We start from the raw sequence: 26377 nt of genomic DNA, 5'->3' as shown, positions 1-26377 counted from the left end.
GGGATTCACCTTGCAAGCTTCAAGAAACCGGATTCAAGGCGCAAGTTCCACCGTGCACGGCCATCTCTGGCAGGCACCGCTTGAGCCTTGAGTCGTGCACCTCCCCGGTATGAGTGACATCGATTCCCTTCTCGAAACCTGCATGAGCCGTGACGCCGGCAGCATTGCGCGTGCGCTGCGCGATCTCGCGCCTGCGCTGCGCGCGCCGGACAGATGGCCCGCGAAACTGGCCGAACGCATCGCTGCTTCGCAGGCAAAGGTGGTCGCGCGTCGTGCGTCGGCGCCCGCGGTCGACTATCCGGAAGAACTGCCGGTGTCGTCCCGCCGCGACGAGATCGGCGCAGCGCTGGCTGCGAATCAGGTGATCATCGTGTGCGGCGAAACCGGCTCCGGCAAGACCACGCAGCTGCCCAAACTTTGCCTGGAACTGGGCCGCGGCGCACGCGGCCTGATCGGTCACACGCAGCCGCGACGCATCGCCGCGCGCGCCACTGCCGACCGGGTGGCGAAGGAACTGAAGGTGCCGCTCGGCCGCGAGGTCGGCTTTGCCATCCGCTTCACCGACCGTACCTCGGAAGACAGCCGAATCAAGCTCATGACCGACGGCATCCTGCTGGCGGAAACGCAGCACGACCGCTGGCTGTCGGCCTACGACACGCTCATCATCGACGAGGCGCACGAGCGCAGCCTGAACATCGATTTCCTGCTCGGCTACCTGCGCCAGCTCCTGCCGCGTCGGCCCGACCTCAAGGTGATCGTCACCTCGGCCACGCTGGACGCAGAGCGCTTCGCCAATCACTTCGCGCAGAACGGGCGGCCGGCACCGGTGATCGAGGTGAGTGGCCGGCTCTATCCGATCGAAATGCGCTGGCGGCCGTTCGACGCGAACAAGGAAAGAGACCTTTACGACGCAGTGGCCGACGCGGTGGATGAGGCCTTTTCCTGCGGTCCGGGCGACGTGCTGGTGTTCCTGCCGGGCGAGCGCGAAATCCGCGAATGCGCGGAAACGCTGCGCAAACATCATGGCCGGCTGCCCGGCGTGAAGCCCGACATCCTGCCGCTGTTCGCGCGCCAGTCGGCGCAGGAACAGTCACGCGTGTTCCAGGGCTCGAACGGACGCCGCGTCATCCTGTCGACCAATGTGGCCGAAACTTCGCTCACCGTGCCGGGCATCCGCTACGTGGTGGATACCGGCCTGGCGCGGGTGAAGCGCTACAGCTACCGCAACAAGGTGGAACAGTTGCAGGTCGAGCCGGTCGCGCAGTCGGCCGCCAAGCAGCGCGCCGGCCGCTGCGGCCGGGTGTCCAGCGGCGTGTGCTTCCGGCTGTACGACGAGGACGACTTCAAGCAGCGCGCTGCCCACACCGATCCGGAAATCCTGCGCTCGTCCCTGGCGGGCGTCATCCTGCGCATGAAGTCGCTGGGCCTGGCCGACGTCGAGGACTTTCCCTTCATCGACCGGCCGGCGCCGCGCGCGATCGCCGACGGCTACCAGTTGCTGCAGGAACTGGGCGCGGTGGATGAGGAACGCCGGCTCACCGCACTGGGCCGTGAACTGGCCAAGCTGCCGCTGGACCCGCGCGTCGGCCGCATGATCCTGGCGGCGCGCAGTCACTCTGCGCTGAAGGAAGTGCTCATCATCACCGCCGGGCTGTCGGTGCAGGATCCGCGCGAGCGGCCGGAAGAGCGCGCCGGCAGCGCCGACCAGGCGCATGCGAAGTTCGCTGACGAACGCAGCGAATTCCTGTGGTACCTGAAGGCCTGGTCGGCATTCGACGAGGTATGGCACCACCAGTCCCAGGCCAAGCAGCGCGCATGGTGCCGCGACCACTTCCTGAACTGGATGCGCATGCGCGAATGGCGCGACGTGCACACTCAACTGCACACGCTGTGCGCCGAACACGACTGGAAGGAAAACGAAAGGCCGGCCGCGGTCGAGGCGCTGCACCGCGCGCTGCTCACCGGCCTGCTGGGTAACCTCGGGCAGCGCATCGAGGACGCGCGCGCCGGCGAGCCGCCCTATCTGGGCGCGCGAGGCATCAAGTTCTGGCCGCACCCGGGTTCTTCGCTGGCCAGGAAGAGCGCCAAGTGGATCATGTGCGGCGAACTGGTCGAGACCACCCGCCTGTTCGCGCGCTGTCTCGCGCGCATCGAACCGGAGTGGGTGGAGGAGGTGGGCGCCCACCTGATACGCCGCTCGACCTATGAGCCGCACTGGTCGAAAAGCCGCGGTGAGACCGTGGCATGGGAGCGCGGCGTCATCCATGGCATCACGCTGTACGCCAAGCGCGCGGTGCAGTATGGCAAGACCGATCCGAAACTCGCCCGCGAACTGCTGATCCGCGAGGCGCTGGTCAATGGCGATGTGAGCGACATCGCGCTCAGGCAGATGAAATTCCTGCAGCACAACCTCGATCTGGTCGCGCAGATCGAGCGGCTGGAGGAAAAGCAGCGCCGGCAGGACCTGCTGGTCGATGAATCGCTGATCGAGGCCTTCTACGATGCCATCCTGCCGGCCGACGTGATCGACCTGCGCAGCCTGGATCGCTGGCGCCGCGACGCCGAGCGCGACAACCCCAAACTGCTCTACCTGACGCGCGAACAGTTGATGCGGCACGAGGCCGCAGGTGTGAGCAGCGAACGCTTCCCGGCAAAGATGGAATTGCTGGGGCAGAAGCTGAAGCTGGAGTACCGGCACGAACCGAACGCTGCCGATGACGGCGTGACCTTGACCGTGCCGCTCACGCTGCTCAACCAGATTCCGGCGGCGCGGCTGGACTGGCTGGTGCCCGGCTTGCTGGAAGAGAAGGTGGTGCAGCTTGCCAAGACCATTCCGCCCAAGCTGCGCCACCGCATCCAGCCGATCAGCGGCTTCGTCGATGAATTCCTCGGCCAGGAACACGACCATGGCGAGCCGCTGGTGAAGGTGCTGGCGCGCGCGATCGAGGTCTACGTCGGGCTCAAACTGCCGCCGGACGCGATACGCGCAGAAAACCTGCCGGCCCACCTCATCATGAATGTGCGGGTGATCGACGAGCACGGCCGCGTGCTCGGCCAGTCGCGCAATCTGGCCGAACTGCGTACCCGACTGAAGGACGAGGTGGCGCGCCGTTTCGAACAGGCGCGCATCGCGCTGCCGACCGCGCCGGCGCAGCCTGCCGCAGCGCCACGCGTGCTCACCGCCGGCCCCGCGCAGTCAGCCGCAACGGCGGCAACGCCTCCGCCGCATGCCGTGAAGGCCAGTGCTGCACGTGGCAGCATGGCCGATGCGCTGGCTGCGCTGGGGGCGCGCGACGCGGTCGCGAAGGCACCGGTGCCCGAACGTAGCGGAAAGAAGGGCAAGGCCGCCGCGGCGGCCGAGGCCGCAGTCCCGGCCACCGCGCACCCGGCCGGCGATGGCCGCCATACGAGCTGGGCCTTCGGCGAACTGCCCGAGCTGATGGAAGTCGAGGTGGCCGGACGCATGGTGATCGGCTTTCCGGCGCTGCAGGACGACGGTGACGCGGTCAGCGTGCGCGTGTTCGACACGCCGGAAGTGGCGCACCAGGTGCATCGCCGCGGTCTGCGCCGGCTGTTCGCGCTGGAGCTGCGCGAACAGGTGAAATTCATCGAGAAGAGCCTGCCCGGCCTGCGCGACATGGCCATGCAGTTCATGAGTCTGGGCAGCGAGGCGGAACTGCGTGCGCAACTCGTGGCAGCGACGATAGACCGCTGCTGCATGATGGAGCCATGGCCGACCGACCCCGCGAGTTTCGCCGCGCGACGCGACGAGGCGCGGCCGCGCATATCGCTGGTGGCGCAGGAAATCGGCCGGCTTGCCGGCACCGTGCTGACCGAGTACGTGGCGCTGAACAAGAAGCTGGCGGCATTGAAGGCGCATCCGGATGCCGGCGCCGACATGCGCGCGCAACTGGATGCGCTGGTGACCCGGCACTTCGTCGAATGTACGCCTTTCGAGCGCCTTGCTCATTTTCCGCGTTACCTGAAGGCGATCGCGCTGCGCATCGACAAATTGCGCAGCGATCCGGCGCGCGATGCGCGTGCGATGGCCGACTGGCAGTCCCTGGCCATGCTGTGGGAGCGCGAACGCATCGCGCGGGCGCGCGCTGGTGTGGCCGACCCTTTCCTGGAGGAGTTCCGCTGGCTGCTGGAGGAATTGCGCGTGAATCTGTTCGCGCAGGAACTGCGCACGCCGGTGCCGGTCTCGGTCAAGCGGCTGCAGAAGATCTGGGAATCCCGGGCGCGCGGCTGAGCACGCGCCGCGCCGCCGCAATCTCGTCCATATCCCGCCGGAGCCGTACGCGATGACTACCGATGAACTGCTGCGTCCGCTCGTCCATGCCTTCGAGTCGCTCACGCCCGGCTCGGTGGACGCGCTGGCAGCGCTGTACGCGGCGGATGCGCGCTTTCGCGATCCGTTCAATGATGTGCGTGGCCGCGAGGCGATCGCGCGCATCTTCCGCCACATGTACTCACAGGTGGATGCGCCGCGCTTCGAGGTATTGTCAGCGATGCGGCAGGGCGATGCGGCCTGGCTGGAATGGGTGATGCACTTCGAACTGCGTGGCCGGCCGCAATCCATCGTCGGAGCGAGCCGGCTCCGTTTCGATCGTGAAGGACGGGTAGCCGACCATCGCGACTACTGGGATGCGGCGCAGGAACTGTACGAGAAGCTGCCGCTGCTGGGCGGGCTGATGCGCTGGCTGAGGCGGCGTCTCGCCGCCTCCTGAGCTTACTTCTTCTGGCTGCCGGCGGTGTCGAGGCGCCGCGCCTCGTCGGCGGAAATGATTTCGAATATGGCCACGACGCGGCGCACGCCCGAGGTGGACGCAGCGACTTCCTTGGCGGCGCGGGCTTCGGCCTCGGTCAGCAGACCCATCAGGAACACCTTGCCCGACTCGGTCACCACCTTCACGTGATTGGCATTCACGCGCTGCGAATCGAGGATGCGCGCCTTCACCTTGGAGGTGATGACGGCGTCGCTGGAGCGTTGGGTCAGCGAGGACACGCCGGCGATATCGGTTTCATTGCTGATGCCGCGCACGTTCGGTACTTCGGACACGATGGTTGCCGCCTCGGCGCGCGTCGCCTCGTCGGCGACCTGGCCGGTCAGCAGCACATTGCGGTTGTAGCTCACCACGTTCACGTTGGCGCGGTTGCCGAGCTTTTCGCGCAGGCGGCTTTCAGCGCGCAATTCGATGCTTTCGTCCTCGACCTGGGTGCCGGTGGTGCGGCGATCCAGCGCCGACATGACGGCGGTGCCGGCGCCGGCGGCAACCACCGGGAAGCAGCCCTGCAGCAGCGGAACGGTTACGCCGATCGTGGCAGCCAGCAGCAGCGGGCGGATGAGGGAGGAGGGCGCGTGTCTGTTCATTCGAGTTGTGGTCATCATTCGGTTCCCAAAAGCATGCAGTCGATGCCGTCGCACAGGCAGTGCAGCGTCAGAAGATGGACTTCCTGGATGCGCGCAGTGCGCTGTGCCGGCACGCAGATGTGGATGTCGCGATCGCCCAGCAGTTCCGCAATGCGGCCACCGCCGCGGCCGGTCAGCGCCACCACGCGCATTTCGCGTTCGTGTGCGGCATGGATGGCTTCGATCACATTGCCCGAATTGCCGGAGGTCGATATCGCCAGCAGCACGTCCTGTGGTTGTCCGAGCGCACGCACCTGTTTGGCGAATATCTGGTCGAAGGCGTAGTCGTTGGCGATGGCGGTGAGGATGGAGCTGTCCACGGTCAGCGCAAGAGCGGCCAGTTCCGGCCGCTCGCGCTCGTAGCGTCCGACCAGTTCGGCCGCGAAATGCTGCGCGTCGGCGGCCGATCCGCCGTTGCCACAGGCCAGTATCTTGCCGGTCGCCATCAAGCTTTCCACCATGGCTTCCACCGCGTCCGCGATCGGCGCTGCCAGCACCTCGGTGGCGGCCAGCTTGGTCTGGGCGCTGTCGATGAAGTGCTCGGAAATGCGTGAGACAAGGTTCATGGGCGGTCGCGGCGGTTCAGGTGCCGCGAGTGTACCAAGTTCGCCACGACGCGCCCGGTTTGTGCGTCGTGCTTGCATTCGGATACCTCGGCTTGCAATTCTTTATCCGGTCAGCGGCGCTCGCCGGGGGGATGCAGATCCGCCCACACATCGATGCGCAGGCGCTTCCAGGGATCGGGGTCCGCCTGCATGTGGCCGACGCGGGCGCTCAGCCGGCGACCGGCATCCATTTCACCTGCCGCATCGAAGTTGGCTGCGCGCGGCAGGTAGCCGATCATGATGCCCCGCCATAACACGCGTATCGCCCGCTTGTCGTGCCGGTTGTCCGGTTCGCGCTCCAGCGCGAGCGCGTCGCCTTCCCGCATGCGGGGCCACGCCTCGGCCAGCCGGTGATACTGGGCGCCCGCCAGCGGTGAGCGTTGCACCAGCATGCGCAGGCCATCCGCCGATGCGGCCGCGGACAGCAGCAGTGCCGCCGTGGCGCAGAACAGACGTCTAGAGCGCGAATGCATCGCGTATCCAGTCGATGTCCTCCATGTGCAGACCGGACATCGCGATCACGTCGAAACGGGCGGGCCGTCCCTGCGCGCGTCGGCCGGCACCGGCCAGCCAGCGCTGTGCGGCGCGGATGAGGCGTGCCTGCTTCACGCCATCGACGCTGGCAGCCGCACCACCAAAGCGGCTGCTGCGGCGCAGCCTTACTTCGACGAACACGATGGTGTCGCCGTGTTCGCATATCAGGTCGAGCTCGCCATCGCGCCAGCGCAGGTTGCGGCCGATGATGCGCAGACCGCGCGCCTGCAGGAAGCGGGCAGCGAGTGCCTCGGCGGTCGCACCGGCGTGCTGGCCAGCGGTGTGTCCGGCTTGTGGCGCCTGCGTCGGGCGCTCAGAATGACGGGCCATTCGCGGGCCCCAGGAAAATGAATACAGACGACATGCCGCTCACCTCCGGAGACGATGCTTCTTCCGGGTTCATGACATCGACATTGTATGTCGTCGGCACGCCGATCGGACATCTCGGTGAGCTGTCCGCGCGCGCGGTCGCGGCGCTGCGGGCGGCCGACCTGATCGCCTGCGAGGACACGCGCGAGACATCGCGGCTGGCGCGTCACCTCGGACTGCGTGCACCTTTGATTGCGGTGCATGAGCACAACGAGCGTGCCGGTGCCGCGCGGCTGATCGCGGCGCTGGCTGCAGGCCGGCGGGTGGCACTGGTGTCGGATGCCGGCACCCCGGCGGTGTCCGATCCCGGCGCCCGCGTGGTGCGCGCGGTGCAGGACGCGGGCTATCGGGTGGTGCCGGTGAGCGGCCCCAGTGCCGCAATCGTGGCGCTGTCGGCCAGCGGCCTGCTCGATGCGCAGTTCCGCTTCGTCGGTTTCCTGCCGGTGAAAGCGGCGGCACGCCGCAGGGCGCTCGACAGTCTGCGCGACCACGACTGTGCTCTGGTGTTCTACGAGGCGCCGCACCGCATCGTCGAGTGTGTCGCCGATATTGCGGCGGTCATGCAGGCGGAACGCGAACTGGTGATCGCACGCGAACTGACCAAGCTGTTCGAACAGATCGTGCGGCTGCCGGTGGCCGAGGCTCCAGCCTGGCTGGCGGCGGACGCGAACCGGCAGCGTGGCGAATTCGTGCTGTTGCTGGCGGGGGCGCCGCAGCAGGACGGACTCGATGCGGTCGCGCAGCGCACTCTGGACGTACTGCTCGACGAACTGCCGCCCAGTCGCGCCGTCAAGGTGGCGCAGCACATCACGGGCGCGCCACGCAAGCTGCTGTACGACTACGCGATGGCACATGGCGTCGCCGCGACGCAGCAAGACGACACCGAGTGATGGGCGGCGGTCGCGACAGAGCGCCGGCCAAGGCCATTCACCCGTCCCGTCTGGGCCGGCGGATGACTATGCGGGATAATCGGGCGCTACCGCTCGCCGGCGTGGCGCCGACGGGTTTGCTGACTGGACTGGAGCGCCCTTGAATCGACTGACCCTCACCCGCCCCGACGACTGGCACCTCCATCTGCGCGATGGCGCCGTGCTGAAGGCCGTGCTGCCCGACACGGCGCGCCGCTTCGCGCGCGCCATCGTGATGCCCAATCTGCGGCCCCCGGTCACCACAGTGGCGCTGGCGGCAGCCTATCGCGACCGCATCCTCGCGGCGCATGCGGCCACACCGGGCCTGCCGCCCTTCGAGCCGCTGATGGTGCTCTACCTCACCGACAATACGTCGCCGGACGAGATCGATCGCGCCTGCGACAGCGGATTCGTGAAGGCGGTCAAGCTGTATCCGGCCGGTGCCACAACCAATTCCGATTCCGGCGTGACCGATGTACTGCGCTGTGATGCCACCATCGCACGCATGGCCGAGCGCGGCCTGCCACTGCTGATCCACGGGGAGGTGACCGATGGCGACGTCGATGTGTTCGACCGGGAAGCGGTATTCATCGAACGCATCCTGCGCCCCCTCCTGGCGCGTCATCCGGCGCTGCGCGTCGTGTTCGAGCACATCACGACGCGCGAGGCGGCGGAATTCGTCGCTGCAGCCGGCGACAACATCGCGGCCACGGTGACCGCCCATCATCTGCTGATGAACCGCAATGCGATATTCGCCGGTGGCATACGGCCGCATCACTACTGCCTGCCGGTGCTCAAGCGGGAAGTGCATCGCCAGGCCCTGGTGGCGGCGGTCACCTCGGGCAACCGTCGCTTCTTCCTGGGTACCGATTCGGCACCGCACGCACGCGGGGCCAAGGAAGCCGCCTGTGGCTGCGCCGGCTGCTATACCTCGCATGCCGGTGTCGAACTGTATGCCGAGGCCTTCGATGCCGCCGGCGCATTGGACAGGCTGGAGGCCTTTGCCAGCTTCAACGGCCCGGACTGGTACGGATTGCCGCGCAATACGTCGCAGATCACGCTGCTGCGCGAGGACTGGGAGGTCAAGCCCAGCCAGGAATTTGCCGATGGTGAGGTACTGGTGCCGCTGCGCGCAGGAGAGCGCGTGGCCTGGCGTCTCGAATGACGGTCCGACTCCGATGACACGATATCCGCGCCTGCTGCTCCCGCTGGCCCTGCTGCTGGCGGGCTGCGAAATAGACAACGCCGCCTACATGATTGAGGGCAAGGATCACGCCCTGACCATCAGCCGCGAGAAGCCCTATTTCTGGAGCGACCAGTACGAAATGGATGTCATCGTGTCGCGCATGCCGAGCTGCCAGCGACGCTACGACATGAAGCCGGCGCGGCTGACGACGGCCTTCGTGACCGTGTTCGAAGGTGGCGAACCCAACCGTTACCTGCTGCGACAGGGCTCCAGCCGTTGGTATGCGGTCAACACCAATGACTGCGTGTTCGCGGTGATACAGAAGCCCCAGGTCGAACCGCCGGTGATCGGCGTGTTCCGCGATCAGGGCGAGCAGTTCACCTTCGTTCGCAGCAAGCAGGCGGAAGCGTCGGGAGCACGCTGAAGCGTGTCTTCAGAGCCGTGGTCCGGCCCGCTGCATGCGGCCTACGGCACCCTGCTGCAGGAACTCGAGCTGGCGGACGTCGCGAACCCGGCGGCGCCAGCGCCATCGGCGGCCACGATCGATGCGCTGGCTGCGCGCATCGGGCGCCCGCTCTCGGCGGCGGGGGCGCCGATCCATTTCCGGCGGGATCTGCCGTCCGCTGGCGATTACGAATCCACGATCGCGCGTACCGGCGGGGTGTCCACACGCGATCACTGCTGGCACGACACCTTCAATGCCCTGGTATGGCTGCGCTATCCGTGCATCAAGGCCGCAATGAATGCGCGTCATTGCGAGGTGTTGGCGACTGCGACCGGGCCAGGGCGAGGTCCGGTGCGCGATGCATTGACGCTGTTCGACGAGGAAGGACTGGTCTTGATCAGCGACGATGCGGCCTTGCTGGATGATCTGCACGCGCAACGCTGGCGCGAAGCCATGCATGGCCGGCGTCCGGCGCTCGAACGCGCGACGCTGCATGTGATCGGTCATGCGCTGCTGGACAAGGCGCGCATGCCGTTTGTCGGCCTGTGCGCCAAGGTGCTGCTCCTGCATGCCGACGCGGCGCCACTCGAGTGTGCCGCGTTCGATCTCTGGCTGGCCGGCCGCATCCGCGCAGCCGACTGGCCCGCCTCTCCGCGCGACCTGCGCCCCTTGCCAGTACTCGGCCTGCCCGGCATGACACCGGAAAACCTGCATGCCGGCTATTTCGACGATGCGCGTCAGTTCCGGCCTGCCCGGGCGGTCATTACAGGCGACTGACGAACTGCCCGAGGCGCGCCAGACCTTCATCCAGCTCCGGCATCGATGTGGCGCAGGACAGGCGGACGAAGCGCGCAGCCGACTGCACGCTGAAATCGCGCCCCGGCGTCAGCGCCACGCCGGCCTCCAGCAGGGCGCGCTGGCAGAAGTCCCAGGCATCGAGGCCGCTGGCGCTGACGTCGAACCAGGCATAGAAGGCGCCGTCGGGTGCGACCGGCACGGCGAGGCCGATGCGTTCCAGCCCGGCCAGCACATGCGCGCGGCGACGCGAGAATTCGGCGCGGCGCGCTTCGCATACGGCGATCGATTCCGGCGTGAAGCAGGCCAGGGCGGCGCGCTGCGCGGTCACCGGAGGGCAGATGTAGTAGTTCTGCGCCAGCCGCTCGACCGCCATGACCAGCGCAGCGGGCAGCACGCACCAGCCCAGACGCCATCCGGTCATGCCGAAGTACTTGGAAAAGCTGTTGATGACGCAGACATCGGATGACAGCGCCAGTGCGCTGGTTGGCGCCCGGCCGGCCGCATCCGCGTCCTGCAGGTTCAGATAGATTTCGTCAACCAGGGTCCAGGCACCGCGCGCGGCGGTCCAGTCCAGCACGGCCGACAGTTCCGTCGGTGCGATGGAGGTGCCGGTGGGATTCGATGGCGTGGCCAGCATGACGCCGCGCGTGTGCGCGCTCCAGTGCGCGCGCGCCCGCTCGGCATCGAGCTGGAAGCGGCTGCCGGCATCGGTCGGCACGCGCGTCACCCGGGCGCCGAAGCCGGCGAGGAACTGGCTGTTGCAGGGGTAGGACGGGTCGCCCACCAGCACCTCGTCGCCGGGGTCGACCAGCGCCGCCGTGACCAGCAACAGCGCCGCCGACGCGCCCGCAGTCACCACGATGCGTGCCGGGTCGATGTCAAGTCCGTGCTGCGATGCATAGAAGCCGGCGATGGCCTGTCTCAGCTCCGGCAGTCCGAGGGCGGCGGAGTAGGGCAGTGGCCGGCCGTCGCACTGCGTGCGCAGCGCCTCGAGCACGGCCGGCGGCGCCCCCGAATCCGGTTCGCCGATATTGAGCTTGATGATGGAGCGGCCCTGCGCCTCCAGCGCCGCCGCCTGCTTGCCGATTTCCATCGCGAAGAAGGGCGCCACGGATTGTGCGCGCCGTGAAATCCTCATGAGCTGTCTCCTTGACGGGGAGCGCCTCCGGCACAAACGAAAAAGGCGGCCTGGGCCGCCTTCTTCATCGCCGGTCTGCGCTCAGGCCAGGCGGCCGTGGCATTGCTTGTACTTCTTGCCCGAACCGCACGGGCAGGGGTCGTTGCGGCCGACCTTGGGATAGGCCGGCATCGGGGTGGCGGCGGCATTGCCGCCCGCCGGCGGCGCCAGCGGATCGACATCCTCGCCCGCCATCGCCGGGTCGAAATCGGCATGGGTGAAGCGCATCGCATCGACCGGCGGTGGGGTAGGCTCGCTGTCCTCGATCTGCTCCGGTGAGCGGATTTCGACGTTCAGCAGTACGCGGGTGACCTCGGCGCGCACCTGGTCGAGCAGGGTTTCGAACAGTTCGAAGGCCTCGCGCTTGTATTCCTGTTTGGGGTTCTTCTGCGCATAACCGCGCAGATGTATGCCCTGACGCAGATGGTCGAGCGCGGCCAGGTGTTCGCGCCAGTGCGAATCCAGACTCTGCAGCATCACGTTGCGCTCGAACTGGCCGAAAGCCTCGGTGCCGACCAGTGCGACCTTCACTGCATACTGTTCGTCGGAAAGGTCCAGCGCGCGTTTCAGCAGGTCTTCGTCCGCCAGATTGGGTTCGGCGAGCAGCCATTCGGCGAACGGCGTGTCGAGCCGGAACTCGGACTGGAAGGCGGACTGGGCGCCCGCAAGATCCCACTGTTCCTCGACGCTTTCCAGCGGCACATACTGGCGGAACACGTCCTCCAGCACGCTGTGGCGCATCGCGGTAATGGTTTCGCCGATGTTCTCCGCTTCCAGCAATGCATTGCGCTGTTCGTAGATCACCTTGCGCTGGTCGTTCGACACGTCGTCGTATTCGAGCAGTTGCTTGCGGATGTCGAAATTGCGCTGTTCCACCTTGCGCTGCGCCGATTCCAGCGAGCGGTTCACCATCGCATGCTCGATCGCTTCGCCTTCCGGCATCTTCAGCCGCAGCATGATGGCATTCAGGCGCTCGCCGCCGAAGATGCGCATCAGCGGGTCTTCCAGCGACAGGTAGAAACGCGAGGATCCGGGGTCGCCCTGGCGGCCGGAACGACCGCGCAGCTGATTGTCGATGCGGCGGGATTCGTGGCGCTCGGTGCCGATGATGTGCAGGCCACCCGCACCCACCACCTGTTCATGCAGCGAAGACCATTCGCCGCGCAACTTTTCGATGCGGGTGCTGCGATCCGCATCGTTCATGCTTTCGTCGCGCTCCAGCGCCTGCACCTGTTTCTCGACATTGCCGCCGAGCACGATATCGGTACCACGGCCCGCCATATTGGTGGCGATGGTGATGACGCCGGGCCGACCGGCCTGGGCGATGATTTCCGCCTCGCGTTCGTGCTGCTTCGCGTTCAGCACCTGGTGCGGCAGCTTTTCCCTGTCGAGCAGCGAGGACAGCAGCTCCGAACTTTCGATCGAGGTCGTGCCCACCAGCACCGGCTGTCCGCGTTCGTGGCAGTCCTGGATGTCGGCGATCACCGCCGCGTACTTTTCCTTGGCCGTGCGGTAGACCAGATCGTTGTTGTCCTTGCGGATCATCGGCCGGTGGGTCGGGATGACCACTGTTTCCAGGCCGTAGATCTGGTGGAACTCGTACGCTTCGGTATCGGCCGTACCGGTCATGCCGGCCAGTTTGCCGTACATGCGGAAGTAGTTCTGGAAGGTGATGGACGCCAGCGTCTGGTTCTCCGCCTGGATTTTCACGCCTTCCTTCGCTTCCACCGCCTGATGCAGGCCGTCCGACCAGCGGCGGCCCGGCATCAGGCGGCCGGTGAATTCATCGACGATGATGATTTCGCCGTTCTGCACCACGTACTGCTGGTCGCGGTGATACAGGTTGTGCGCGCGCAGGCTGGCGTACAGGAAATGCACCAGCGTGATGTTGGCCGGTTCGTACAGGCTGCGCCCGGCCTCAAGCAGGCCATGCTGCGTCAGGATGTCTTCGGCGTGCTCGTGACCCTCCTCGGTCAGCAGCACGGTGTGCGCCTTCTCGTCCACCCAGTAGTCGCCCGGACCATCCTCGACCTCACAGCGCTTGAGCAGCGGCGCGACGGCATTGAGCTTGATGTAGAGGTCGGTGTGGTCGTCGGCCTGACCGGAAATGATGAGCGGGGTACGGGCTTCGTCGATCAGGATGGAGTCCACTTCGTCGACGATGGCGAAATTCAGTCCACGCTGCACGCGCTCAGCCGGCGAATACACCATGTTGTCGCGCAGGTAGTCGAAGCCGAATTCATTGTTCGTGCCATAGGTGATGTCGGCAGCGTAGGCCGTCTGCTTCCGGTCGTGCGGCATGCGCGACAGGTTCACGCCGGTGCTCATGCCGAGGAAGCCGTACAGCTTGCCCATCTGCTCGGCGTCGCGGCTGGCCAGATAATCGTTGACCGTCACCACATGCACGCCCTTGCCCGCCAGCGCATTCAGATACACCGGCAGCGTGGCGGTGAGCGTCTTGCCCTCGCCGGTGCGCATTTCGGCAATCTTTCCGGAATGCAGGACGAGGCCGCCAATCAGTTGCACATCGAAGTGACGCATGCCATGTACCCGCTTGCCGGCTTCGCGCACCACGGCGAAGGCCTCTGGCAACAACTCGTCCAGCGTCTGGCCATTCGCAACACGCTGCCTGAACTCGGCGGTCTTGCCGGCCAGGGCTTCGTCGCTCAGCGCCGACATGTCGGTTTCAAGCGCATTGATGCGGGCAATGATGGGGCGGTACTTCTTCAGCAGGCGATCGTTGCGGCTGCCGAACATCTTGGTGAACAGGGAGGCGATCATCGAACACAGGCCCGGGCCGGGCAAACCGATGGCAGAAAAGTCCGCGATTCTAACATGGGGGCGGGAGGCGTCCCGGGCGACTCGCCCGGCCGGCACGATGCGAAGGCCCGGGGCCAGGATCCGCCCGAAGCCGGGTGTTGCCGCTTCGTGCGCCGCTTCCGCTGTCTGCGCGGCGCCAGGAAGAACCTAGTGGTCGAGCCGTTCCGCCCGCGCCTGGGCGGCGCCCGGCGGCAGAGCCTTGCGCGCGAGTTCCAGGAAGCGATTGGGATTCTGGGCGACGTTCTTCACCCTGACTTCGAAGTGCAGATGCGGGCCGGTTGAACGGCCGGTGCTGCCGACCTCGCCGATCTTCTGCCCTCGCCGTACAACGGTGCCGGGCGTCACCAGCATGCGGCTTGCATGGGCGTAACGGGTGACCAGATCGCGTCCATGGTCGATCTCGATCATGTTGCCGTATTGCGGGTGGAAGGCGGCTGTGGTGACCACACCTGCTGCGGCGGCGACGATGGGGGTGCCGACCTCGGACACGAAATCGACGCCCTCATGCATCGCGCGCGCGCCGGTGAACGGGTCGATGCGCCAGCCAAAACCCGAGGCGTTCCAGGTGCCGCCGATGACCGGCAGTGTGGAGGGCACCAGCGACAGCGTGGCCTGATCGAGCAGCAATTCGGATTCGATCACGCCCAGGTAATCGTCCTGACGTGCCAGAAGTTCCGAGAAATACTTCATCTGCGCCTCGAGTTCCGCCGCGGTGATCGGCTGTTCCGCGACGAGGGGTCCGCCCTGGCCCGGAGGCACGGCCTGCACCGGTTCAGGCGGTTTGACGCCGGCCAGCTTGGCGAGACGTGTCCCGAGCGTGTCGAGTTGGATGAGTTGCGCCTGAAGCTGCCCGAGGCGCATCGCCATGGTGTTGATGTTCTCCCGCACGAACTGTTCGCTGCGCGCGATTTCCTCGTTGCGGGCTGCGGTCACCACCTCGTCGATGAAAGGGAGCTTGAGACTGTTCGCGTGCTTGAGCGTCAGAAAGGAGAACGCCGAGGCCAGCGCGAAAACAAGCAGCGTGAACGCGAAAAACACCCCGATCAGGTGCCAGGGCTGTATCGTGATGGCCTTGGCCGTCGACAGACGGCTCGAAACCAGAATGATCTGCACGTCCGCTCCTATCGTTCTTATGTCTGCCCGCCCCCTGTACGAACATGTTCGCGCACAGGACATGCTTGCAAATCTGTCGCTGCACGCTCAGCGGATTGCGCGCGCCCAGACAGCTTACGAAAAATTCATGCCGGCAGAACTGACACAGGTCAGTCGGGTCATGAATGTGAAGCAGGGTGTTGTCGTTGTCAGTGCCTCATCGAGTGCAGTGGCGCACCGGTTGAAGCAGCTTTTGCCCAGTCTCCGGCAGGCCATGCAGGAAAGTTGCGGCGAGGTTACAGAAGTCAAGGTGAAGGTGCAAGCATTTGATCCGCCAAGGATTCGCCCGGCATCGCCCGTGCGTCCGGTCAGTGTTCCCGCGCGCAAGGCGGTGCTTGAGGGAGCCGCCCGGCTGCGTGGTGACAGTCCGCTCAAGCAGGCCCTGGAGCATCTGGTGAGCCGCGCCCTGCGCAGCGACGGTGAGAGCGGGCAGGACTGAAGCCGCTGGCTTCACAGCACGATGACGCGTTCCAGCAGGAAGAGCGCGAGGACGCCAAGAGTCGCGATCACCGCATAGCGCAGCACGCGCCAGGCGAACTGCAGGTAACGCGTGTCGCGCGTCAGCACATAGGCGACGAAACTCGCGCCTACGGTGATGATGAGAAGGACGCCGATCAGGCGCAGGACCAGCATCGGCGGTCAGGCAAAGGCCGGAGCCGAGCCGTTGTCCTCGATCAGCGGGCGGTACTGGTTGGATACGGCGGAAGGCGTGTCCGACGGTTGCTCGAAACTTGCCCATTCCCAGGCGCCTTGATCCGCAAGCAGCGCGCGCAGCAGCGTGTTGTTCAGCGCATGCCCCGACTTGTGGGCCGAGAATGCCGCGAGTAGCGGATGACCCAATATGTAAAGATCGCCGATCGCATCCAGCACCTTGTGTTTCACGAACTCGTCGGCGTAGCGCAGGCCGTCGCTGTTGAGCACGCGGTACTCGTCCATGACGATGGCGTTGTCCAGGCTGCCGCCCTGGGCCAGTCCGTTCTGACGCAGGTATTCCACCTCGTGCATGAAACCGAAGGTGCGCGCGCGCGCGACGTCATTCACGTACGACTGCTGTGCGAAATCGATGCGCACCTTGGTGCCGGTCCGCTCGATGGCCGGGTGCCGGAACTCGATCGAGAAATCGAGGCTGAAACCCTCGTAGGGGTCGAGACGCGCCCACTTGTCGCCATCCTTCACCTCGACACCCTTGAGCACGCGCACGAATTTCTTCGCCGACTTCTGCTCGATCAGGCCGGCCTGCTGGATCAGATACACGAAAGTCGACGCCGAGCCGTCCATGATGGGCAGCTCCGGCGCATCGACATCGACGAAGGCATTGTCGACACCGAGGCCGGCGAGGGCTGACATCAGGTGTTCCACGGTCGAGATCGTCGCACCGTCGCGTCCGAGGCAGGAGGCAAGTCGGGTATCCCCGACCGCGTGGGCATCCGCGCGCAGTTCGACCACAGGATCGAGGTCGATACGGCGGAACACGATGCCGGTGTCGGCGGGCGCCGGGCGCAGCTCGAGATCGACCTTGAGGCCGGAGTGGAGTCCCACGCCGGTGGCGCGGACGATGGAACGGAGTGTGCGTTGCCGGATCATGGCTGAAACGACCGCTGTGGGCGAAAGCCCCAGTCTACCTCAGCGGCGCTTAATACTCCTGTAACAGTGCGTATCCACCCGTTCACATGCAGGAGGGGTGGATACGCAATCCCGCTTCAGTCGGCCTGCTTGCGCAGGAAGGCCGGGATGTCCAGCGTCTCCACGCCATTGGCGCGCATCGCCTCGACTGCGCTGGATGCGGTGCGGCCGCCGCGCCCGCGCATCACTGCAGGGATCTCGAGGTGTGAATAGTCGGTGCCGGTACCGGCCGACATGGCGACGTCGTCGGTGCCGGTGCGGATGATGGTCATCGGCGGCTTGCTGCTCATCGCGCGCGGTGCGCCCAGGCCGGTGGCGACCACGGTCACGCGCAGCCGGTCGTCCATCGCATCGTCGAACACGGTGCCGAAGATGACATGGGCGCCTTCGGCGGCAAAGGCGCGCACGGTTTCCATCGCGTCCTTCACTTCCTTCATCTTCAGCGAACGGCTCGCAGTGATGTTCACCAGCACGCCGCGCGCGCCGGACAGCTCGACGCCCTCCAGCAGCGGACTGGCGACGGCCTGTTCGGCTGCGATGCGGGCGCGGTCCATGCCCGCCGCCTCGGCCGAACCCATCATGGCGCGGCCCATCTCACCCATCACGGTACGCACGTCCTGGAAGTCGACGTTAACCAGGCCCGGGATGTTGATGATTTCCGCGATGCCGCCGACCGCGTTGCGCAGCACATTGTCGGCCGCCTTGAAGCCGTCCTCCAGACTGGCGTCCTCGCCGAGCACTTCCATCAGCTTCTCGTTCAGCACGACGATGAGGGAATCGACGTGGCGGGCCAGTTCCTCGATGCCGGATTCCGCCGCGCGCATGCGATTCTCGTAGTCGAACGGCTTGGTGACGACGGCGACGGTGAGGATGCCCATCTCCTTGGCCACCTCGGCGACGATGGGTGCGGCCCCGGTGCCGGTGCCGCCTCCCATGCCAGCGGTGATGAACACCATTTCGGCACCACGCAACTGGTCAGCGATGTGTTCGCGGTATTCCTCGGCGGCGGAGCGGCCCACTTCCGGCTTGGCACCTGCGCCGCGGCCGTTCTTGCCGAGCTGGATCTTGACCGGGGCCAGGTTGCGGTTCAGAGCCATGCCGTCCGTGTTGGCAGCGATGAATTCGACGCCATTCACGCCTTCACGAATCATGTGATCGACCGCATTGCCTCCGGCTCCACCGACGCCGATCACCTTGATCACTGCGCCTACCGGCTCCTTGTCGAGAATCTCGAACATACCCGCCCTCCTGTTTGCACGAATGCCGCAGAGCCGGATGACTCTTTCGGCAGAAAACCCGCGTCAGCACTAGATTTAGTGATTTATCGCGAGTATACGACTAAACTTAGTGCAACGCATGCCGTAAATGCCGTCTGCGCCGCAATTTCAGAAATTTCTTTCGAACCACGAGCGCATGTTCGCCAGCACCTGACGGACATTGCGCGTCTCGCGCGCCACCTGACCCCGGCGTCGCTGTGCAGCGCCTTCCATCACCAGCCCGATCACGGTCGCGTAGCGCGGGTGGCGCACCACGTCCGCCAGGTTTCCGCTGTACTCGGGGACGCCGACGCGCGACGGCAGATGGAACACATCCTCCGCCAGGTCGGTCATGCCGCGCATGGTCGCGCTCCCGCCGGTCAGCACGACGCCGGACGACAGCAGTTCCTCGTAGCCGCTGCGGCGCAGTTCCGCCTGTACCAGCTCGAAAAGTTCCGACACCCGGGGCTCGATCACGTCGGCCAGCGCCTGGCGCGACATGCGGCGCGGACCACGATCGCCGATGCCCGGGACTTCGATCATGTCCTCGGCGTCGGCCAGCGCCGACATCGCCACGCCGTAGCGCAGCTTGATGTCCTCGGCCTCGGCCGTCGGCGTGCGCAGTGCCATCGCGATGTCGTTGGTGATCTGGTCACCGGCGATCGGGATGACCGCCGTGTGGCGGATGGCGCCCTGGGTGAAGATGGCGATGTCGGTGGTGCCTCCACCGATGTCGACCAGGCAAACGCCGAGATCCTTCTCGTCCTCGGACAGGGTGGCCTGACTGGAGGCCAGCGGCTGCAGGACGAGGTCCACGACCTCCAGTCCGCAACGGCGCACGCATTTGATGATGTTCTGCGCCGCCGACACTGCGCCGGTCACGATATGTACGCGCACCTCGAGCCGCTTCCCGCTCATGCCTATCGGCTCACGCACGCCGTCCTGTCCGTCGATGATGAATTCCTGCGTCAGCGTATGCAGGATTTCCTGATCGGCGGGAATCGGCATCGCGCGCGCCGTCTCGACGACGCGTTCGAGATCAAGACGGGTGACTTCCTTGTCCTTGATCGCCACCACGCCATTCGAGTTGAAGCTGCGGATGTGGCTGCCGGCGATGCCGGTGAACACCTCACGCACTTTGCAGTCGGCCTGCAGTTCCACCTCCTGGATGACGCGCGAGATGGAATCGACCGTGGCTTCGATGTTCACCACGACGCCCTTCTTCAGACCCTGCGCCTCCTGCGACGCCAGGCCGAGGATGTCCAGCCGTCCGTCCGGCGCGAGCTGACTCACGACCGCCGATATTTTCGAGGTGCCTATGTCGAGACCGACGATGAGGTCTTTGCTGTCTCTTGTCATGGTTTTTCCTGGTGTTCGGTATTGCTCAAGCGCAGTGCGTAGCCATTCGGGTAACGCAGATCGGCGTAGATCACCTTCTGGTCCCTGTGTTGCAGGACCTCCGGCTGTGTCGCGACATAGCGTTCCAGGCGCTCGGCGATCGGCAGCTTGTCGTCGTCGCGTCCCAGCTCGAGCCGCGCGCCGTCGTCGAGCTGCACCTGCCATGCCTCGCGCCGGGTCAGTGTGAGTTTGCGGATCTGCCGGTGCAGCGGTGCCAGCGTGCCGGTCCATTCGATGTGCCGTGCGAGCATGGTCGAGGAGCGCTCGTCGGGGCCCGCGAACAGCGGCAGAGATGCTTCGTGTTCCGCGAAGAACAGCTCGCCCTGCGCATTCACCATGCGTGGCGGCGCGTTGTCGGGTACCCACCAGCGCGCCACCGGTACATGCTCTTCCAGCTCGATCTCGAGCGAGCCCGGCCAGACGCGACGCACCGACGCGTGGCGCACCCAGGGCAGGCTTTCGAATACGCTGCGCGCGCGTTCGATGTCCGTGGTCAGGAAGCTGCCATTCACTGCGCGCCGCGCGGCGTCTTCGATCTGCGCGCTGCTCAGGTTGGCCGGTGCGCGCGTGAGCGTGACCGCCTGCAGCGGCATGACCGGCATGCGGGTGACGAAGACCACCGCCGCGTAGCCGATGGCGACGCTCGCCAGCAGCAGTATCGCGTCGGCGATCAGGGTCAGTGCGCGCGGGCTGTCCCACAGGCCGCCGTCCTCGCGGCGCTGTGCGCTGACCTTGCGCGCGGCGGGTTTCCTAGCCAAGTCGGGCGGACTCCAGTATGCGCATGCACAGTTCGCCGAACTCGACGCCGACCGCGCGTGCGGCCATCGGCACCAGCGAATGCGAGGTCATGCCGGGCGAGGTGTTGATCTCGAGCAGCCAGGGACGATCGTCCTGGTCCAGCATCAGATCGGCACGCCCCCAGCCGCGGCAATCGATGAGGCGCGCGGCGCGCATCACCAGTTGCTGTATCTCGGATTCGAGATCGGCATCGAGGCCGCTCGGGCAGTGGTATTTCACGTCATCGGTGAAGTACTTGTTCTGGTAGTCGTAGTTGCCTTGCGGCGCCTCGATGCGGATCAGCGGCAAGGCCATGTCGCCGAGGAAGGGCGCGGTCAGCTCGCGGCCGGCAATGAACTGTTCGGCCAGTACCAGCGCATCGCAGCGCGCCGCCTTCTCGTAGGCCTCAGGCAACTGGTCGAGCGAAGTCACCCGGGTGGCGCCGACGCTGGATCCTTCGCGCGCCGGCTTGACGAACAGCGGCAGACCGAGGTCCCGGACCACGGCGGCGAAATCGCTGCCGGCATGCAGCAGCTTGTAGCGCGGCGTCGGCAATCCGGCGGACAACCACACCATCTTGGATCGCCACTTGTCCATGCCGATGGCCGAGGCCATGACGCCGCTGCCGGTGTAGGGAATGCCGAGGCATTCCAGGGCGCCCTGTATCGTGCCGTCCTCACCGCCGCGTCCGTGCAGCGCGATGAAGGCGCGTGCGAAGCCGTCGCGTTTCAGTTCCCACAGATCGCGCTCGGCCGGGTCGAAGGCATGGGCATCCACGCCCTGTTCCTTCAATGCGGCCAGCACCGCGCTGCCGGACATGATGGAGATTTCGCGTTCGGCGGACTGGCCGCCGAACAGCACGGCGACCTTGCCGAGGGAAGCAGGGGAATGGGCGGTCATTTCTGGATGTCCTGAAGGAATTTGGAGGGCAGCTGCCCGATGGAACCGGCGCCCATGCCGATCACGATGTCGCCGTCGCGCACCGTGTCGAGCAGGGTCTGCGGCAGGTCGTTGATGTCTTCGACGAATACCGGCTCGACCTTGCCGGCGACTCTCAGCGCGCGCGCCAGGGCGCGCCCGTCGGCGGCGACGATGGGGGCTTCGCCGGCGGCATAGACTTCGGTCAGTACCACCGCGTCGGCCGCCGACAGCACGCGCACGAAGTCCTCGAAGCAGTCGCGGGTGCGCGTATAGCGATGCGGCTGGAAGGCAAGCACGATGCGGCGGCCCGGGTAGGCGCCGCGCGCCGCTTCCAGCGTGGCCGCCATTTCGACCGGGTGGTGGCCATAGTCGTCGACCAGCGTGAAATGTCCGCCGGACGGCAGCGCCACCTCGCCGTGACGGGTGAAGCGACGGCCCACGCCCTTGAATTCGGCCAGCGCGCGCACGATGGCTGCATCAGGTACGCCCACTTCGTTGGCCACCGCGATGGCGGCCAGTGCATTGCGCACATTGTGCAGGCCGGGCAGATTCAGTTCGACCGGGATGCGCGTGGTCGAGCCATTCACGCGCACCGCATCGAACAGCATGCGGGTGCCGTCGGCCCGCACGTTTTCAGCGCGCACCTGGGCGTCCGGGTCCAGGCCGTAGCGGATGATCTGCTTCGGTACGTCGGCCATGATGTCGCGCACATTCGGGTCGTCCGCGCACAGCACCGCGACCCCGTAGAAGGGCAGGCGGTTCAGGAAGTCGACGAAGGCCTGCTTGAGCCGGCTGAAGTCATGGCCGTAGGTGTCCATGTGGTCGGCATCGATATTCGTCACCACCGATACCACCGGCGACAGGAACAGGAAGGACGCATCGGATTCGTCCGCCTCGGCCACCAGGAATTCACCCGTGCCCAGCCGCGCGTTCGCACCGGCCGAGTTGAGCCGGCCGCCGATCACGAAGGTCGGATCCAGCCCGCCTTCCGCCAGGCAGCTCGCGATGAGCGAGGTGGTGGTGGTCTTGCCATGGGTGCCCGCGACCGCCACGCCCTGCTTGATGCGCATCAGTTCGGCCAGCATCTGGGCACGCGGCACGATGGGGATGCGCCGTTCGCGGGCGCGCAGCACCTCCGGATTGTCGGCACTGACGGCGGTCGAGGTCACGACCGCGTCCGCGCCGGCGATGTTCTCGGCGGCATGGCCCCGCACCACGCGCGCGCCAAGCGAAGCAAGCCGGCGCGTGACCGCGTTGTCGGCGAGGTCGGAGCCGCTCACCACATAGCCCTGGTTGAGCAGCACCTCCGCGATGCCGCTCATGCCCGAGCCACCGATGCCTATGAAATGGATGTGGCTGATCTTGTGCTTCATGTGCGATGTCCTTGCGCCTGTGCGGCGCAGATGTCGGCGACCTCCGCGGTCGCGCCCGGGCGGGCCAGTGCGCGTGCGCGTTGCGCCATGTCGAGCAGGCGTGCGCGGTCCAGCGTATGCAGCAGCGCGGCGAGTCCGTCCGCGCTCAGCGTTTCCTGGGGCTGCAGCAGCGCGGCCCCGGCGTCGGCGAGGAAGCGCGCATTGCCGGTCTGGTGGTCATCGACCGCGTGGGGGAAGGGCACCAGGATGGCGGCCACGCCAGCCGCCGCGAGCTCGGCCACGGTGAGCGCGCCGGCGCGGCAGATGACCAGATCGGCCTGTGCGTAGGCGGTCGCCATGTCGTCGATGAAGGGCCGCAGGTCGCCGGGCACGCCGGCTTCGGCGTAGGCGGCCTGCAGCGCGGGAAGGTTGCGCTCGCCTGCCTGGTGCAGCACCTGCGGGCGTGCGTCGGCGGGCATGCGGGCCAGCGCCTGAGGCACGATGGTATTGAGCATCTGCGCGCCCAGACTGCCGCCCACCACGAGCAGCTTCAGGGGACCGTTGCGCGGCGCGAAGCGCTCGGCCGGTTCGGGCAGCGCAGCGATGTCGGCGCGTACCGGGTTGCCGGTCCACTGCGCCTTGGGCAACGCTCCCGGAAAGCCGGCCAGCACACGGTCGGCCACGCCGGCCAGCACGCGGTTGGCCAGCCCGGCGACCGAGTTCTGTTCGTGCAGCACCAGCGGAATGCCGCGCAGCGCGGCCATCATGCCGCCCGGGAAGGTGACATAGCCGCCGAGGCCGAGCACCACCTGCGGCTTCACCCGGCCGAGCACGGCGAGCGCCTGCCCGAAGCCTCGCAGCAGGTTGAACGGCAGCAGCAGTTTGCGCAGCAGCCCCTTGCCGCGCAGCGCGGTGAAGCGGATGGCTTGCATTTCATAACCGCGCGCCGGCACGATGCGCGCTTCCATGCCATCCGGATTGCCGAGCCACACGATGCGCCATCCACGCGCGCGCAGTTCGTCGGCGACCGCCAGTCCCGGGTAGATGTGTCCGCCGGTGCCGCCGGCCATGATCAGTGCAGTGCTCATCGACGGTTCTCCCAGTCGATGCGCAGGATGATGGCGAGCGCGATGCAATTGACCAGAATGCCCGATCCGCCGTAGCTCATGAGCGGCAGCGTGAGACCCTTGGTCGGCAGGATGCCCACGTTCACGCCCATATTGATGAAGGCCTGCACACCGAACCAGATGCCCACGCCCTGCGCGACCAGTCCGGCGTAGGCGCGCTCGAGCTGCAGCGCGCGGCGGCCGATGGCGAAGCAGCGGTGCACCACCAGCGCGAACAGGCCGATCACCGTGGCAACACCGACCAGCCCCAGTTCTTCGCCGATCACGGCGAGCAGGAAGTCGGTATGGGCTTCCGGCAGATAGAGCAGCTTTTCCACGCTGCCGCCCAGTCCGACGCCGAACCACTCGCCGCGGCCGAAGGCGATCAGCGAGTGGGTGAGCTGGTAACCCTTGCCCAGCGGATCGTTGTTGAACGGATCGAGGAAGGCGATGAAACGGCCCCAGCGCAATTCATTGAAGCGGATGATGACGGCGAAGCCGATCATCGCCACCAGGCCGAGCGAGAAGAACAGCTTGCCGTTGATCCCGCCCAGGAAAAGCATGCCGAAGGCGATCAGCACGATGACCACGAAAGCACCGTAATCGGGTTCGGCCACCAGCAGTGCGCCGACGAACAGGATGACCAGCGCCATCGGTACGAAGGCGCGCCGGAAGGAGTGCATTTCCGGCAAGCGCCGCACGATGTAGCTCGCCGCGTACAGCACGGTGAACAGCTTCACCAGCTCGGAGGGCTGCAGGTTCACCGGCCCGAGATTGATCCAGCGGCGCGAGTTGTTCACCACGCTGCCTATGCCGGGGATGAGCACCAGAAGCAGCATCACGATGCCGCCCAGGAACAGCCACATCGACCAGTGCTGCCAGGACCGGATCGGCACCTGGAAGGCCATCATTCCCGCCACGCCACCTATCGCGAGGAATACCGCCTGGCGGATCAGGAAGTATTCCTGCCTGCCCTGGGTGAAGCGCGCGCTGTCGGCGACCGCGATCGAAGCCGAATACACCATGATCAGCCCGAGCAGCAGCAGCGCGACCGCCGGCCACAACAGCCAGGGGTCGAGTTCGGCCGGGCGCGGCGATTCGCCGAAGCGCGGCGAATCCAGACGCATGCTGCCGCTCATCGGGTATCTCCTGAGGCGATGCGCTGCACCTCGGCGACGAAGACCGCCGCGCGATGCGCGTAGTTGCGGAACATGTCCAGGCTTGCGCAGGCGGGCGACAGCAGCACCGCATCGCCACGCTGCGCGGCGGCGTGCGCCGCGCGGGTCGCCTCCTCCAGCGTGGCGTAGCGACCGTGCGCGACGCCATGAGCGGCGAGCACGTCTGCGATGGCCGGCGCATCGCGTCCGATCAGTGCGCAGAAACGTGCATGCCGGGCGCACACCGGACCGAGCGGGGCGAAGTCCTGTCCCTTGCCGTCGCCGCCCAGGATGAGGCTCAGCGGCCGGCCGAGGCCTTCGATCGCGGCAACGGTGGCGCCGACATTGGTGCCCTTGGAGTCATCGATGAAGCGGATTCCGTCGATGTCCATCACGGTTTCCACTCGATGGGGCAGTCCGGCGAAATCCTTCAGTGCGGCGATGCAGAGCTCGAGCGGCAGTCCGATCGCCTCGCACAGCGCGAGTGCGGCCAGTGCGTTGTGCGCGTTGTGACGACCGGCGAGTTTCATGTCGTCCAGAGCCAGCAGTGCCCGCTTGCCGCGCGCCAGCACGAGCTGGCCGTCACGCGCGACCAGGCCGTAGTCGCCCTCATGCGGAGCACCGTCTCCGAACCGGATCGCGCGTGTGCCGTCACGACGCATGGCTATCGACCACCGGTCATCGCGATTGAGCACCTGCACCGTATCAGCACCGAAAACGCGCGCCTTGGCAGCCGCATATGCGGGCATGCCACCCGGGTGGCGGTCCAGGTGATCCTGCGTCACGTTCAGCACGGTGGCCGCGTCAGCGTCCAGCGTATCCGTCGTTTCCAGCTGGAAGCTGGACAGCTCGAGAACCCAGGCCTGGGGTACCCGGTCCTCGTCGAGCGCTGTCATCAGCGCATCGAGCGCCGCCGGCGAGATATTGCCGGCCACCTCGGTGGACAGCCCGCACGCGCGTACCAGCGCGCCGACAAGCGCGGTGGTGGTGGTCTTGCCATTGGTGCCGGTGACGGCGATCACCTTGGTGCGCTCGCGCCAGCCCAGTTCGCGCAGCGCGCGCGCGAACAGTTCGATTTCCCCCACCACTTCGATGCCGCGCCGCCGCGCTTCCTGAACCAGGGCCTCGTGCGGTGCCAGACCGGGCGACAGGGCCAGCAGGGCAATACCCTCGAGCAGCGCGGGGCCGAATGCGCCGCAGCGCAGCTCGGCATGCGGGCAGTCGCGGCGCAGTGCGTCCAGTCCGGGCGGCTCGGGCCGGTTGTCGGCCACGCGCAGTACCGCACCCTGGCGCACGCACCAGCGCGCCATCGCCAGCCCGGACTCACCGAGGCCCAGGACGAGAACATGGCATCCCGCAAGCGTCATCGCGCACTCCACC

General features: G+C 66.5%; 24 protein-coding genes. 7 read left to right on the top strand and 17 right to left on the bottom strand.

Going from position 1 to position 26377, the window contains the following annotated elements; translation table 11 throughout:
• Nucleotides 1-109: 109 nt before the first annotated feature.
• Both hrpA and A3Q7_RS0109935 read left to right on the top strand, forming a co-directional pair.
• On the top strand, nucleotides 110-4252 hold the full coding sequence (gene hrpA / locus A3Q7_RS0109940; protein ID WP_018411718.1) for an ATP-dependent RNA helicase HrpA: 4143 nt from the start codon (nucleotides 110-112) through the stop codon (nucleotides 4250-4252).
• Between the two features lie 52 nt (nucleotides 4253-4304).
• Nucleotides 4305-4730, top strand: coding sequence for a nuclear transport factor 2 family protein (locus A3Q7_RS0109935; RefSeq protein WP_018411717.1), 426 nt, complete (start codon nucleotides 4305-4307; stop codon nucleotides 4728-4730).
• A 2-nt stretch (nucleotides 4731-4732) separates the two neighbouring features.
• Here A3Q7_RS0109935 and A3Q7_RS0109930 read toward each other — a convergent pair whose 3' ends face one another.
• The 4 genes from A3Q7_RS0109930 to A3Q7_RS0109915 form a co-directional block, all read right to left on the bottom strand.
• Nucleotides 4733-5374 (bottom strand): BON domain-containing protein, encoded by a 642-nt coding sequence (locus A3Q7_RS0109930; protein ID WP_018411716.1) that lies wholly within the window; start codon nucleotides 5372-5374, stop codon nucleotides 4733-4735.
• Nucleotides 5375-5388: 14 nt separating this feature from the next.
• Nucleotides 5389-5979: a phosphoheptose isomerase gene (locus tag A3Q7_RS0109925; protein WP_018411715.1), complete on the bottom strand. Its 591-nt coding sequence runs from the start codon at nucleotides 5977-5979 to the stop codon at nucleotides 5389-5391.
• Between the two features lie 110 nt (nucleotides 5980-6089).
• Nucleotides 6090-6491, bottom strand: coding sequence for an HIRAN domain-containing protein (locus A3Q7_RS0109920; protein ID WP_018411714.1), 402 nt, complete (start codon nucleotides 6489-6491; stop codon nucleotides 6090-6092).
• A complete protein-coding gene (locus A3Q7_RS0109915; RefSeq protein WP_018411713.1) occupies nucleotides 6475-6882 on the bottom strand; it encodes a YraN family protein in 408 nt (135 codons plus the stop codon). Before A3Q7_RS0109915 ends, A3Q7_RS0109920 begins: the two co-directional genes overlap by 17 nt.
• An 83-nt stretch (nucleotides 6883-6965) precedes the next feature.
• Between A3Q7_RS0109915 and rsmI the strand changes: the two genes are divergently transcribed.
• The 4 genes from rsmI to A3Q7_RS0109895 all read left to right on the top strand — a co-directional run bounded on the left by rsmI (nucleotide 6966) and on the right by A3Q7_RS0109895 (nucleotide 10237).
• A complete protein-coding gene (rsmI, locus tag A3Q7_RS0109910) occupies nucleotides 6966-7811 on the top strand; it encodes a 16S rRNA (cytidine(1402)-2'-O)-methyltransferase (RefSeq protein WP_026224684.1) in 846 nt (281 codons plus the stop codon).
• Between the two features lie 139 nt (nucleotides 7812-7950).
• Nucleotides 7951-8994 (top strand): dihydroorotase, encoded by a 1044-nt coding sequence (pyrC, locus tag A3Q7_RS0109905; protein ID WP_018411711.1) that lies wholly within the window; start codon nucleotides 7951-7953, stop codon nucleotides 8992-8994.
• Nucleotides 8995-9007: 13 nt separating this feature from the next.
• Nucleotides 9008-9439, top strand: coding sequence for a hypothetical protein (locus A3Q7_RS0109900; protein WP_018411710.1), 432 nt, complete (start codon nucleotides 9008-9010; stop codon nucleotides 9437-9439).
• A 3-nt stretch (nucleotides 9440-9442) separates the two neighbouring features.
• Nucleotides 9443-10237 carry a DUF3025 domain-containing protein gene (locus A3Q7_RS0109895; protein ID WP_018411709.1) on the top strand — a complete coding sequence of 265 codons (795 nt, stop codon included), beginning with the start codon at nucleotides 9443-9445 and terminating at the stop codon, nucleotides 10235-10237.
• On the opposite strand, the gene A3Q7_RS0109890 is transcribed toward A3Q7_RS0109895, so the two are convergent.
• From A3Q7_RS0109890 to A3Q7_RS0109880, 3 genes are all read right to left on the bottom strand, one after another.
• A complete protein-coding gene (locus A3Q7_RS0109890) occupies nucleotides 10224-11396 on the bottom strand; it encodes a pyridoxal phosphate-dependent aminotransferase (RefSeq protein WP_026224683.1) in 1173 nt (390 codons plus the stop codon). The genes A3Q7_RS0109895 and A3Q7_RS0109890 overlap by 14 nt on opposite strands.
• 81 nt (nucleotides 11397-11477) lie before the next feature.
• Nucleotides 11478-14216 (bottom strand): preprotein translocase subunit SecA, encoded by a 2739-nt coding sequence (secA, locus tag A3Q7_RS0109885; RefSeq protein WP_018411707.1) that lies wholly within the window; start codon nucleotides 14214-14216, stop codon nucleotides 11478-11480.
• 186 nt (nucleotides 14217-14402) lie between these two features.
• The gene (locus tag A3Q7_RS0109880) at nucleotides 14403-15368 is read right to left on the bottom strand and encodes a M23 family metallopeptidase (RefSeq protein ID WP_018411706.1); all 966 of its coding nucleotides are present in this window, start codon (nucleotides 15366-15368) and stop codon (nucleotides 14403-14405) included.
• 61 nt (nucleotides 15369-15429) lie between these two features.
• Between A3Q7_RS0109880 and A3Q7_RS0109875 the strand changes: the two genes are divergently transcribed.
• Complete coding sequence (locus A3Q7_RS0109875) at nucleotides 15430-15846, top strand: DciA family protein (RefSeq protein ID WP_232417907.1); 417 nt, start codon at nucleotides 15430-15432, stop codon at nucleotides 15844-15846.
• An 11-nt stretch (nucleotides 15847-15857) separates the two neighbouring features.
• On the opposite strand, the gene A3Q7_RS0109870 is transcribed toward A3Q7_RS0109875, so the two are convergent.
• The 10 genes from A3Q7_RS0109870 to murD form a co-directional block, all read right to left on the bottom strand.
• A complete protein-coding gene (locus tag A3Q7_RS0109870; RefSeq protein ID WP_018411704.1) occupies nucleotides 15858-16040 on the bottom strand; it encodes a hypothetical protein in 183 nt (60 codons plus the stop codon).
• A gap of 6 nt (nucleotides 16041-16046) precedes the next feature.
• Nucleotides 16047-16991: a UDP-3-O-acyl-N-acetylglucosamine deacetylase gene (gene lpxC / locus A3Q7_RS0109865; protein ID WP_018411703.1), complete on the bottom strand. Its 945-nt coding sequence runs from the start codon at nucleotides 16989-16991 to the stop codon at nucleotides 16047-16049.
• A 116-nt stretch (nucleotides 16992-17107) separates the two neighbouring features.
• Nucleotides 17108-18268 (bottom strand): cell division protein FtsZ, encoded by a 1161-nt coding sequence (ftsZ, locus tag A3Q7_RS0109860; protein WP_018411702.1) that lies wholly within the window; start codon nucleotides 18266-18268, stop codon nucleotides 17108-17110.
• Between the two features lie 147 nt (nucleotides 18269-18415).
• Complete coding sequence (ftsA, locus tag A3Q7_RS0109855; RefSeq protein ID WP_018411701.1) at nucleotides 18416-19645, bottom strand: cell division protein FtsA; 1230 nt, start codon at nucleotides 19643-19645, stop codon at nucleotides 18416-18418.
• A complete protein-coding gene (locus A3Q7_RS0109850) occupies nucleotides 19642-20442 on the bottom strand; it encodes a cell division protein FtsQ/DivIB (protein ID WP_018411700.1) in 801 nt (266 codons plus the stop codon). The genes ftsA and A3Q7_RS0109850 overlap by 4 nt, the downstream gene beginning before the upstream one ends.
• The gene (locus tag A3Q7_RS0109845; RefSeq protein ID WP_018411699.1) at nucleotides 20435-21361 is read right to left on the bottom strand and encodes a D-alanine--D-alanine ligase; all 927 of its coding nucleotides are present in this window, start codon (nucleotides 21359-21361) and stop codon (nucleotides 20435-20437) included. Before A3Q7_RS0109845 ends, A3Q7_RS0109850 begins: the two co-directional genes overlap by 8 nt.
• The gene (gene murC, locus A3Q7_RS0109840; RefSeq protein WP_018411698.1) at nucleotides 21358-22755 is read right to left on the bottom strand and encodes a UDP-N-acetylmuramate--L-alanine ligase; all 1398 of its coding nucleotides are present in this window, start codon (nucleotides 22753-22755) and stop codon (nucleotides 21358-21360) included. The genes A3Q7_RS0109845 and murC overlap by 4 nt, the downstream gene beginning before the upstream one ends.
• Nucleotides 22752-23822: an undecaprenyldiphospho-muramoylpentapeptide beta-N-acetylglucosaminyltransferase gene (gene murG / locus A3Q7_RS0109835; protein ID WP_018411697.1), complete on the bottom strand. Its 1071-nt coding sequence runs from the start codon at nucleotides 23820-23822 to the stop codon at nucleotides 22752-22754. Before murG ends, murC begins: the two co-directional genes overlap by 4 nt.
• On the bottom strand, nucleotides 23819-24979 hold the full coding sequence (gene ftsW, locus A3Q7_RS0109830; protein WP_018411696.1) for a putative lipid II flippase FtsW: 1161 nt from the start codon (nucleotides 24977-24979) through the stop codon (nucleotides 23819-23821). The genes murG and ftsW overlap by 4 nt, the downstream gene beginning before the upstream one ends.
• Complete coding sequence (gene murD, locus A3Q7_RS0109825) at nucleotides 24976-26364, bottom strand: UDP-N-acetylmuramoyl-L-alanine--D-glutamate ligase (protein WP_018411695.1); 1389 nt, start codon at nucleotides 26362-26364, stop codon at nucleotides 24976-24978. Before murD ends, ftsW begins: the two co-directional genes overlap by 4 nt.
• Nucleotides 26365-26377 lie beyond the last annotated feature (13 nt).

Source organism: Methyloversatilis thermotolerans, from assembly GCF_000372885.1.
Lineage (GTDB): Bacteria > Pseudomonadota > Gammaproteobacteria > Burkholderiales > Rhodocyclaceae > Methyloversatilis > Methyloversatilis thermotolerans.
This window is presented reverse-complemented; position numbering and strand designations above follow the sequence as displayed.

Excerpts from the sequence above, each read along its gene's own strand:
- A3Q7_RS0109870 (WP_018411704.1), bottom strand. The coding sequence starts at position 16,040 with ATGCTGGTCCTGCGCCTGATCGGCGTCCTTCTCATCATCACCGTAGGC.
- A3Q7_RS0109900 (WP_018411710.1), top strand. The coding sequence starts at position 9,008 with ATGACACGATATCCGCGCCTGCTGCTCCCGCTGGCCCTGCTGCTGGCG.
- A3Q7_RS0109890 (WP_026224683.1), bottom strand. The coding sequence starts at position 11,396 with ATGAGGATTTCACGGCGCGCACAATCCGTGGCGCCCTTCTTCGCGATG.
- murG (WP_018411697.1), bottom strand. The coding sequence starts at position 23,822 with ATGAGCACTGCACTGATCATGGCCGGCGGCACCGGCGGACACATCTAC.
- ftsA (WP_018411701.1), bottom strand. The coding sequence starts at position 19,645 with ATGACAAGAGACAGCAAAGACCTCATCGTCGGTCTCGACATAGGCACC.
- murC (WP_018411698.1), bottom strand. The coding sequence starts at position 22,755 with ATGAAGCACAAGATCAGCCACATCCATTTCATAGGCATCGGTGGCTCG.
- A3Q7_RS0109875 (WP_232417907.1), top strand. The coding sequence starts at position 15,430 with ATGCTTGCAAATCTGTCGCTGCACGCTCAGCGGATTGCGCGCGCCCAG.
- A3Q7_RS0109915 (WP_018411713.1), bottom strand. The coding sequence starts at position 6,882 with ATGGCCCGTCATTCTGAGCGCCCGACGCAGGCGCCACAAGCCGGACAC.
- ftsZ (WP_018411702.1), bottom strand. The coding sequence starts at position 18,268 with ATGTTCGAGATTCTCGACAAGGAGCCGGTAGGCGCAGTGATCAAGGTG.
- hrpA (WP_018411718.1), top strand. The coding sequence starts at position 110 with ATGAGTGACATCGATTCCCTTCTCGAAACCTGCATGAGCCGTGACGCC.
- A3Q7_RS0109925 (WP_018411715.1), bottom strand. The coding sequence starts at position 5,979 with ATGAACCTTGTCTCACGCATTTCCGAGCACTTCATCGACAGCGCCCAG.
- murD (WP_018411695.1), bottom strand. The coding sequence starts at position 26,364 with ATGACGCTTGCGGGATGCCATGTTCTCGTCCTGGGCCTCGGTGAGTCC.
- lpxC (WP_018411703.1), bottom strand. The coding sequence starts at position 16,991 with ATGATCCGGCAACGCACACTCCGTTCCATCGTCCGCGCCACCGGCGTG.
- ftsW (WP_018411696.1), bottom strand. The coding sequence starts at position 24,979 with ATGAGCGGCAGCATGCGTCTGGATTCGCCGCGCTTCGGCGAATCGCCG.
- A3Q7_RS0109845 (WP_018411699.1), bottom strand. The coding sequence starts at position 21,361 with ATGACCGCCCATTCCCCTGCTTCCCTCGGCAAGGTCGCCGTGCTGTTC.
- secA (WP_018411707.1), bottom strand. The coding sequence starts at position 14,216 with ATGATCGCCTCCCTGTTCACCAAGATGTTCGGCAGCCGCAACGATCGC.
- A3Q7_RS0109930 (WP_018411716.1), bottom strand. The coding sequence starts at position 5,374 with ATGAACAGACACGCGCCCTCCTCCCTCATCCGCCCGCTGCTGCTGGCT.
- A3Q7_RS0109935 (WP_018411717.1), top strand. The coding sequence starts at position 4,305 with ATGACTACCGATGAACTGCTGCGTCCGCTCGTCCATGCCTTCGAGTCG.
- A3Q7_RS0109920 (WP_018411714.1), bottom strand. The coding sequence starts at position 6,491 with ATGCATTCGCGCTCTAGACGTCTGTTCTGCGCCACGGCGGCACTGCTG.